Here is a 9,236-nt window from a genome sequence, read left to right on the forward strand (position 1 = left end):
CCCGTCTGCGCAGCACGATGGCAGCGCGCCTGCGGGCATTCGGCGGTGCAACGCGGCTGGCATGGCCAAGGCCAGCAAACACGTCAATCCAGGGAAGGAACGATTCTATGGACGCCTCCCGCGCAAGGTAGTTTCTCGATGTTGCTCCGGCATTGGATGCGTGAATCTATCCGGCCTGTTGATTGAGGTGTTTTCGCCCCTGGCCATGATGGGAATCCGCGCGGTTCAGTGCCTTTTAAGATGAGCGGCCTCGAGGGCCATCGTTCCTTACAGGCTGTGAAGCGGCGGTCCGTGCCGTTACACCATCAAGTCTTCACCTCGCATTTGTAACCTCTGATCAGATTGCGGCCCGCTGCCCGAACGGTCACGCCATTTTGTAACTTTCGCCGCTTCGCAACATCGCCCAGGCCATGCGAGCAGTCTTGTTTGCCATGGCGACGAGTGTCTTGTTGTGGCCTGCCCTTGATTGCAGTTCCTGCGCCCATTTTGAACGCCGGTCGTCATGCTTGGCGATCCGCAGCAACGCAGACCGTGCACCATGTATCAGCTGGCGCCTCAGGTAATGATTGGCTCTGTTCCCGATACCACCGAGCCTTGGCTTTCCGCCGGTCGTGTATTGTCGCGGAACCAGTCCAATCCAGGCAGAAAGGGCTCGGCCGGATGCGAAGTGTCGGCCATCGTCAATTGCGGCGATGAGGGAGGTTGCGACAATCGGTCCTACCCCCGGCAGCGTAGTCAGACGTTTGCAACGATCGTCTCTCCGGCAGATATCAACCAGCATGTCATCCAGAGTGGATACTCTGGCATCCAAGTCGCGATACTCCTCGACGAGCTTCAGGAACAGGTCCTTCGCCAAGTGCGATAGTTCGGCAATTTCGATCATCTTGTCGACCTGCAGCCGGAACCGGGACGCACCTGCCGGCATGACGACGCCATACTCGGCCAAAAGACCACGAGTGTGATTGATCAACGCGGTGCGCTGCACGATCAGTCTGTCACGCGTTCGGTGCAGAGCTTGCAGATCCTGCTGTTCGACGCTCTTCAGCGGCACGAACCGCATGGTTGGCCTGTTGGCAGCTTCGAAAATGGCTTCGGCATCAACCGCATCATTCTTCGATCCCTTCACGAATGGCTTGACGAAACGCGGATGGATCAGGCGAACGGCATAACTCAGCGCCTCGAAGACGCGGCCCCAGTGGTGTGAACTGGCGCAGGCTTCCATCGCGACCGACTGCGGTTGCAATCTGGTCACCGCATCGACCAGCTTTGCCCTGCTAACCTTCCGCGAGATTACCTCACCTTCGCAAGTGATCCCGTAGATGTGAAAAGACTGCTTGCCCAAATCGATCGCTAGCATTTGCATGTGATGAACTCCTCTTCCCGGTCGCTGTGGCAACATGCTCGGCCCGCTTGCGGGAGGCGTCCATCCCATAAGATGAAAATCCGAAAGGTGACTATTGGCGTCACGCTGTTGATGCATGACAGCGATGAGGATCGCCTCTCGACCATGAGCCTCGCCCGTATCGGCGAGGAAATGGACTTCGGTGACATGGTTGGCGCCTTCGCCATCACATCCGCCGACGATGTCCCACCCCATGCCCTGCAGGCTGAACTCACCGCGCTCGGCAACGACGGCACCTTCTTTGACGACAGGATGGAGCACGCAGATGACTGACGGATCGTCCATGACGAAAGCATGCACAGTCGCCGCAGTGCTGTGCGAGTTGCTCGAGACCCACATGCAGGCATGCGACGTGGGAGGGCGGCCGTCAGGGGATCACCACCATCATATCGTCTCGGCTGTGCATGGAACCCGTGCTGACGTGGAAATCCTCTCCAGCTGTGAAAATGAAGACGGTGTCGAGATCGGGTTGACGCTCAATGATGGCGCCACCTTCCGGATACAGGTTGAGAGCCTGTCCGCATCTCCTGGTCAGGAATAGCCCCATGACCGAGGACGAATTCGATCAACTCGTTGATGATGCGACGCATGCAGTCAACAATCTAATCCCGGATCTCTATCTCGACGGCATGGGCGACACTGCCCATAGCGGTGTGCTTTACGCGATCAATGATGCCCTCAGCACTATATTGCGGGACGTCATCGAACCCCGCTGATGACTTCGGCCTCGATCGGGGCTGACGATGTCGGCCGTGCGCCAAGGCATCTGGGCCTGTCACCCGCGATCATTCCAATGCCTCAAAGGGAGATCAGCATGTCTGCGCCAACCCATTTCGTTCACGTCTATGCCACCGTGCGCGTCAAACTGGGCGTGACCGCACATGACCAGTTTGCAGCAATGAAGGAGGCAGATCGCCTTCTCTTTGCCAACGGTTTCGGTGTTCGTCTGATTCCGAGTGCTACAGGAGTGCTTGAAGCGGACTACGCCGAAGAAGTGTCCGGCTATCTTGTCGACGAAGCGGGCGACCACGAATACGACCGGAGCCGGACCTATGCTGCCGATGGTGCACCCATTTCGTGAAATATGTCACGCTGCGAGGCCTGACACTATCGAATTTGGGTAATGCTCGTCAGGCTTTCGTCAGACTTGTCGGCGATGTTCGCATGCGCCGAGCAAGGGGTTCTGCCTTCTTGTCCGAAATCAATCCCACAGCTGGGCCGATCGCTACAGGGCGAAGGGAACAATTGACGCAAGGGCCGGACAAGGATCGAAATGCGCAACCTGCGACTGACATTCTGGGGCCTGGCCGCCTTGGTCACCATGTTGTGGCTTCTTGCGGACCTGTCCATATTCCGGTCGTCCGGCTTTTTCGCGATCCGCAGCGCGGCGGTGCAGTATAGCGGCGCGCTGGCGATCGCCTGCATGAGCGTCGCGATGATGCTCGCCATCCGCCCCCGCTGGCCCGAACATGGGCTGGGCGGACTGGACAAGATGTATCGTCTCCACAAATGGCTCGGCATCGCGGCACTGGTCACGGCCATCGCGCACTGGCTGTGGGCGAAGGGTCCGAAATGGGCCGTGGGGTGGGGCTGGCTCGAACGACCGTCGCGTGGCCCGCAACCGCCCGCAAGCAATCCTGTCGAGGCCCTGTTCGCCAGTCTCCGCCACACGGCGGAGGGTCTGGGCGAGTGGGCCTTTTATGCCGTGGTTGCGCTGATCGCCGTCGCGCTCATCCAGCGCATTCCCTACCGCTTCTTCTATCGAACGCATCGGCTTCTGGCGCTGGCCTATCTCGTGCTGGTCTTTCATGCCGTGATCCTGACGACGTTCAGCTACTGGCTGTCTCCGTACGGCCTCACGCTGGCGGCGCTGCTTGCTTGCGGCACCGGGGCGGCGATCCTCATTCTGTCGCGCCGCGCAGGCCGGGACCGGCAGGTGCCGGGCAGGATTGCCGCCATCCACCATTATCCGGGCGTGCGGGCGCTCGAGACCATCGTCGACATGGGGGAGGGGTGGCCCGGCCACCGACCCGGCCAGTTCGCCTTTGCCGTGTCGGACCCGGCCGAAGGGCCGCATCCCTATACCATCGCGTCCGCCTGGCGCGAGGATGAGCGGCGGATCACCTTCATCACCAAGGGACTGGGGGATCATACGCGGCGCCTGCCCGAAAAACTCCATGTCGGCCAGGAGATCAGGATCGAGGGGCCTTATGGATGCTTCACATTCGACGATGATAGCGCCCGTCAGATCTGGATCGGTGGCGGGATCGGTATCACGCCGTTCATCGCCCGCATGAAGTATCTGGCCCAGAGTCCCGAAGGCGCGCGCGCGGAGATTGATCTCTTCCACTGCACGGCCGAAGTCGACGAGGAGGCTCTGGGCAAGCTGCAAGCGGATGCGGCGGCTGCCCATATTCGCCTGCATGTTCTGGTCGATGCACGCGATGGCCGCCTCGATGGCGAGCGAATACGCGCCGCCGTGCCGGAATGGCGGGAGGCGAGCCTCTGGTTTTGCGGCCCCCTTGGATTTGGTGAAACGCTGCGCCGGGACTTTGCCGCGCTGGGCTTTCCGGTAGCGAAACGTTTCCATCAGGAGCTGTTCGCGATGCGCTAAGTCAAGGCGATGTATGCGAAAAAATCCGACTTGTCACCTCGACATCAGCAGGACCGATTTCTAAAGACCGCTCCCGTGACCATGATCCGCTCCTTCCTTGCCCGGCATCGCTGGCTGGCCATCTGGCTGGCCGGGGCCGCGCTCATGCTGAAGGTGCTGGTGCCGGCCGGGTTCATGCCGACCGTCTCTTCGGGTACGATATTGGTCCAGCTCTGCTCGGGCCAGGGTCCGCAAACGGTCATGATGGAGCTTCCGGGCAGGTCCGGCGATCATGATCCCGCGGATCACAAGCAGGCCGACATGCCTTGCGCTTTCTCGGGTCTGTCGTCGCCGGCGCTCGCCGCCGCCGACCCGATCCTGCTGGCGCTCGCCATTGCCTTCATCCTGGCGATGGGCTTTCTTGGCCTATCTTTCGCCCTGCCCGGTGCCTCGCCATTTCTGCGGCCTCCGCCAATAGGACCGCCAACAGCCGCCTGATCCCTTTCGCCGTTCGTTTTCAACGGCGCGCGGACCGCCGCGCGCCCGGATCAGGATCCATCCATGTCTGTCATTTCCAAAGCCGCGAGCGCGGCTGCAATATTCTATGGCCTGTCGGCCGCGAGTGCCTTTGCGCAGGATACACAGGTTCTTCCGTCCATCGGGATCGATTCCGAGGATCGCCCTGCCGGTCCCGTGTCGTCCGAGATCCTTTTGCGTGACAAGGTCGCACCCCTGCAATCGGGAACAAGCGATACGGCGGCGCTGATCGGCCGCCTGCCGGGGGGCAGCAGCTTCGGCGCCGGTGGCTTTTCCAGCCTGCCGGTGATCCGGGGCCTCGAAAGCCAGCGGCTGACCATATTGGTCGACGGCGTGCCGATCGACATCGCCTGCACGAATGCGATGAACCCGCCTTTGTCCTACACCGATCCGCAGACGATCGACGCGATCAGCGTCATCACGGGCGTGACGCCGGTCAGCATGGGCGGTGACAGCATCGGCGGCGCGATTTCGGTGGAAACCCTGACACCGCGCTTCGCCAAGGCGGGCAAACGATTGCTGACGGGCGAACTGTCCACCTTCTACCGCAGTAACGGCGACGGCTTCGGCGGCGCACTTTCGATCACGGCGGCAAGCGACCGGCTCAGCCTCAGCTATGCCGGTTCCTTCACCCAGTCCGACAATTACAAGGGCGGCGGCCGTGACGGCACCGTCCGTTCGACTGAATACAAGAAGACGGACCATGCGCTGAGCCTGGCCGCGCAGACCGATATCGGGCTGTTCGAACTGAAGGGCGGCTACCATTTCTCGCCGTACGAGGGCTTTCCCAACCAGTATATGGACATGACATCCAACAAGAGTTGGTATCTGAACGGTCACTGGAAGGGCGCCTTCGACTGGGGCGATCTGGACCTGCGCGCCTTCTATCGCGACACCGATCATCGGATGAACTTCCTGGCGGACAAGGGCGGCACCGCGACCGGCGGCATGCCCATGAACACCGAGGTTCATAGCGCCGGCTATACGCTCAAGGGCGACATTATGCTGTCCAATCGCGACACGCTGCGTCTCGGGAGCGAATTCCACCACCAATGGCTCAATGATTACTGGCCGGCGGTCGCGGGCCACATGATGATGGGGCCCAACACCTATATCAATGTGAACGGCGCGAAGCGCGACCGGCTTGGCACCTTTGCCGAATGGGAGGCGAAGTGGACGCCGCAGCTCACCACGCTGGTCGGCGTGCGCAACGATCAGGTCTGGATGAACACCGGCGAGGTCCAGCCCTATTCCACCTCGATGATGAATATGGCCGACGCGATGGCGGCCACCGCGTTCAACGCCGCGGATCGCAAACGGCATGACAGCAACTGGAGCGCCACGGCCCTTGTCCGCTATGCGCCGAGCGATCAGGCGACGCTCGAATTGGGCTATGCGCGCAAGAGCCGTTCACCGGGCGTCTATGAGCGCTACAGCTGGGGACGCGGTTCGATGTCGAGCCGGATGATCGGCTGGTTCGGTGATGGCAACGGCTATGTCGGCGATCCCACCCTGAAGCCCGAAAGGGCTGATACGATAAGTGCCGCGGTCAGTCTGAAAGGCGCCGGCGCCAATGGCTGGACGCTCAGGATCGCACCCTATTACACGCGCGTCCATGATTATATCGATGTCGTGAAGCTGGCCGATTTCACCAATATGATGGGCACGCCGACGGGGTTCGTGCAGCTTCGGTTCGCCAACCGCGAAGCCGAGCTATATGGCGTCGATGTCTCGGGTTCGCTTGCGCTGTGGCAGTCGTCATCGGCCGGCACGGCGAAACTGACCGCAACGGCAAGCTGGTTGCGCGGGCGCAATCTGGACGACGGCGGGTCGCTCTACCATCAGATGCCGTTCAACGCGACGTTTGCGCTGGAGCATCGGCTCGGGGGCTGGGAGAGCGCGGTCGAACTGACGGTCGTGGCGGACAAGAACCGGGTCGACGCCACGCGCAACGAACCCCGAACGGACGACTATGCGCTCGTCAATCTTCGGACCGGCTATGCCTGGGGCAATTACCGGCTGGGCCTGGATGTCCAGAACCTGTTCGACAAGGGCTATGATCTGCCGCTGGGCGGCATGTCGCTCGGCGATTACAAGGCGACCGGCGACTTGCGGCCGGTGCCTGGTCGTGGCCGCTCCTTCAACATCGGCCTGACTGCGAAATTCTGAGGCATGGCCGCCAGTCCAGCATACCGGCTGGCCCAGGCGAGCGATACGAGGGCTTTCGGGTTCCTCGTGTCGCTTGCCCTGCATGCGGGTGTTCTTGCGGCCTATGGCCTGTGGAGCCACAGTCCGCGTCTAATCCCCGAAAGGCGGGAGGAACCCCGCACGGTCACGATCATGACGCTGCCTTCGCTCGAAACCGAACAGCCGTCTGCCCGCCGGCCGAAAGCCGCCCCCAGACCGGCAAATCAGCTGACGCCCCCCAGTACAACGCCAGCGACACGCGCGCGGCAAGGGCCGCAGGCGTCGCCCGACCGGCCTGCCTCCGATCAGGCTGCCTTGACGCTACCTGTCGCACCGTCGCCCTTGCCTGCCCGCATGAACGTCGACATGCCGCATCCCCAACCTGCTTCGCCGCAGGCTGCGTCATCAACGCTCAGCACTGCGCGTGCGGCCTATCTTCGGCGGTTGTGGGAATGGATTGCCGCCAGACGCCCGGCGGGCCTTCATCTTGAGGGTGAGGCGCTGATTAATTTTTCCATCGGTGCTGACGGCGCCTTGCGCGAGATCTCGCTCGCGCAATCCAGCGGCAATGCGCAGCTTGACCGGCTCGCCCTTCGCACGGTTCGCCTGGCGGCGCCCTTTCCGCGCCCGCCTGAAAGTCTCGGCGTGGGAACGCTCGATTGCGTCCTGCCTTTCCATTTCAATTAGCGCCGGAAATCACATTGCGTCAGGAGCTGGTCAGCAAATGCGGTCATGGTCTTGTGCCGACCCTTGGCTGGAGGACCCATGACCCGCTTGCACGCTCACCCCGAACGACATGCGGTATCACGTATCGGCTGGCTCCGCGCGGCGGTCCTTGGCGCCAATGACGGTATCGTTTCCACAGGAAGCCTCATTGTCGGCGTCGCCGCTTCGGGAACGGACCGATCAGGCATCCTCGTTGCCGGCATCGCGGCGCTTGTCGCCGGCGCCATGTCGATGGCCGCCGGCGAATATGTCTCGGTCAGCTCGCAGGCCGATACCGAGAAGGCGGACCTCGCCCGCGAAACGGCGGAACTGACAACGCAGCCCGGGCTCGAGCGGCAGGAACTGGCGGACATCTATATGGCGCGCGGCCTGGACCCCGATCTTGCGCTCAAGGTTGCCGACCAGCTCATGGCGGACGATGCGCTTGGGGCGCATGCCCGCGATGAGCTGGGAATTTCCGACATATCCACGGCGCGGCCGTTGCAGGCGGCATTCACATCCGCCGCGACGTTCAGCGCCGGGGCGATCATGCCGCTGGCGGTGGTTGCCGCCGCGCCGGGACAGCAATTGATACCGCTCGTCGTCGCCGTTTCGCTTCTGTGCCTCGTGCTGCTCGGGGCGCTTGGCGCGAAGGCGGGCGGGGCCCCTGTCATGCGGTCGATCGTCCGCGTCACGTTCTGGGGCGCCCTGGCGATGGCGTTGACGGCAGGCGTGGGCAGCCTGTTCGGAGCGGCTGTCTGACGTGATCGCTGCCCCGCGTTCGTCAGCGCGCCGTCAGCAATCTCTCTTATGGCCAAAGGCCAAGGAGACAAATGATGCTCATGGCAAAAACGAGCTACAGTGATAGTTTCAGGGTTTGGGATGCCCCGCTCAGGCTTTTCCACTGGCTGCTGGTCGCGGCGATCACGATTGCCTTTTTGTCCTCGGAAGGAGACAGCGGAATCGCGGACTGGCACATGGCGGCAGGCTGGACCGCCGCTGTCCTGCTTGTCTTTCGTCTTGTCTGGGGGTTTATCGGCGGCGAGCATGCGCGTTTTGCCAATTTCGTGCGACCGTCACGCCTTCTGTCCCACGTCCGGGAACTTGTGACGGGTCATCCACAACGCACGATCGGGCACAATCCGCTGGGGGCGCTCGCTGTTCTGGCCATGCTCATTGCAACCGGCGCGGTGCTGTGGACCGGCATCCAGGTCGACGCGGGGCAGGCCGACGAGGATCTTCATGAGGCGATTGCCTATGGCCTGCTGGCGCTCATCGGCGTTCATGTCGCAGCGGTGGTCCTGATGTCCGTCTTCACCCGCGAAAATCTCGCGCGCGCCATGGTTACTGGCCGCAAGAGCGTCGCTCTGCACCCTGGCGCCCACGATGCCCGTCGGCCGGCCGTCGTCGCGGTGCTGCTGGCCGTCCTGGTGATCGGGATGACGGTGTTTGGCATCCTGCGCTACGATTCCGCGGCGTTCAGTGCGCAGTCGCACGGCGAGGCAAAGCAAGGGCATGAAATCGAAGGTGGAACAGCCGTTCAAGGCGAGGATAATGACCGGGATTGAGACGGCCTCTTTCGATCCCCGCGCGGGACTGGTCAGATTGCAGGGCGGGAATTGAGGCGGGATCGTGCTAGGAAAGCCGGCATAGATGCGCGTTCTTGTCATAGAGGATAATGACCGGCTGGCGAAGCTGGTTGCGGACGGCCTTCAGCGCCGGGGCTTTTCGTGCGACATCGCCACGACCCTGTCCGATGCGGACAGCGCACTGGGTGGCGCGGTCTATGACGCGATCATACTCGATCTCGGC

General features: G+C 62.3%; 12 protein-coding genes. 11 read left to right on the forward strand and 1 reads right to left on the reverse strand.

Going from position 1 to position 9,236, the window contains the following annotated elements; translation table 11 throughout:
- Positions 1 to 244: hypothetical protein (locus RLDS_RS56760; RefSeq protein WP_236616762.1), on the forward strand; the 244-nt coding region annotated here is incomplete at its 5' end.
- A 120-nt stretch (positions 245 to 364) separates the two neighbouring features.
- Here the strand turns inward: RLDS_RS56760 and RLDS_RS29325 are convergent.
- Entirely contained in the window at positions 365 to 1,363 is a 999-nt protein-coding gene (locus tag RLDS_RS29325; protein WP_020819418.1) for an IS110 family RNA-guided transposase, read from the reverse strand.
- Between the two features lie 72 nt (positions 1,364 to 1,435).
- Between RLDS_RS29325 and RLDS_RS29330 the strand changes: the two genes are divergently transcribed.
- The 10 genes from RLDS_RS29330 (at position 1,436) to RLDS_RS29360 (ending at position 8,992) form a co-directional block, all read left to right on the forward strand.
- Positions 1,436 to 1,675 (forward strand): hypothetical protein, encoded by a 240-nt coding sequence (locus RLDS_RS29330; protein ID WP_020819419.1) that lies wholly within the window; start codon positions 1,436 to 1,438, stop codon positions 1,673 to 1,675.
- Positions 1,668 to 1,943 carry a hypothetical protein gene (locus RLDS_RS55695; RefSeq protein ID WP_025160948.1) on the forward strand — a complete coding sequence of 92 codons (276 nt, stop codon included), beginning with the start codon at positions 1,668 to 1,670 and terminating at the stop codon, positions 1,941 to 1,943. Before RLDS_RS29330 ends, RLDS_RS55695 begins: the two co-directional genes overlap by 8 nt.
- A 4-nt stretch (positions 1,944 to 1,947) precedes the next feature.
- A complete protein-coding gene (locus RLDS_RS56190) occupies positions 1,948 to 2,118 on the forward strand; it encodes a hypothetical protein (RefSeq protein ID WP_020819421.1) in 171 nt (56 codons plus the stop codon).
- Between the two features lie 98 nt (positions 2,119 to 2,216).
- Positions 2,217 to 2,483 (forward strand): hypothetical protein, encoded by a 267-nt coding sequence (locus tag RLDS_RS29340; protein ID WP_025160949.1) that lies wholly within the window; start codon positions 2,217 to 2,219, stop codon positions 2,481 to 2,483.
- Between the two features lie 192 nt (positions 2,484 to 2,675).
- Complete coding sequence (locus tag RLDS_RS29345) at positions 2,676 to 4,016, forward strand: ferredoxin reductase family protein (RefSeq protein ID WP_020819423.1); 1,341 nt, start codon at positions 2,676 to 2,678, stop codon at positions 4,014 to 4,016.
- An 81-nt stretch (positions 4,017 to 4,097) separates the two neighbouring features.
- Positions 4,098 to 4,493: a hypothetical protein gene (locus tag RLDS_RS0127350; protein WP_020819424.1), complete on the forward strand. Its 396-nt coding sequence runs from the start codon at positions 4,098 to 4,100 to the stop codon at positions 4,491 to 4,493.
- Between the two features lie 63 nt (positions 4,494 to 4,556).
- Entirely contained in the window at positions 4,557 to 6,701 is a 2,145-nt protein-coding gene (locus RLDS_RS29350; RefSeq protein WP_020819425.1) for a TonB-dependent receptor, read from the forward strand.
- A gap of 3 nt (positions 6,702 to 6,704) precedes the next feature.
- Complete coding sequence (locus RLDS_RS56765) at positions 6,705 to 7,406, forward strand: energy transducer TonB family protein (RefSeq protein WP_021224255.1); 702 nt, start codon at positions 6,705 to 6,707, stop codon at positions 7,404 to 7,406.
- Positions 7,407 to 7,484: 78 nt separating this feature from the next.
- A complete protein-coding gene (locus RLDS_RS29355) occupies positions 7,485 to 8,186 on the forward strand; it encodes a VIT1/CCC1 transporter family protein (RefSeq protein WP_020819427.1) in 702 nt (233 codons plus the stop codon).
- Positions 8,187 to 8,257: 71 nt separating this feature from the next.
- Complete coding sequence (locus tag RLDS_RS29360; RefSeq protein ID WP_020819428.1) at positions 8,258 to 8,992, forward strand: cytochrome b/b6 domain-containing protein; 735 nt, start codon at positions 8,258 to 8,260, stop codon at positions 8,990 to 8,992.
- The last annotated feature ends 244 nt before the right edge of the window (positions 8,993 to 9,236 follow it).

The sequence above is a fragment of the Sphingobium lactosutens DS20 genome, assembly GCF_000445105.1.
Classification (GTDB): Bacteria; Pseudomonadota; Alphaproteobacteria; order Sphingomonadales; family Sphingomonadaceae; genus Sphingobium; species Sphingobium lactosutens.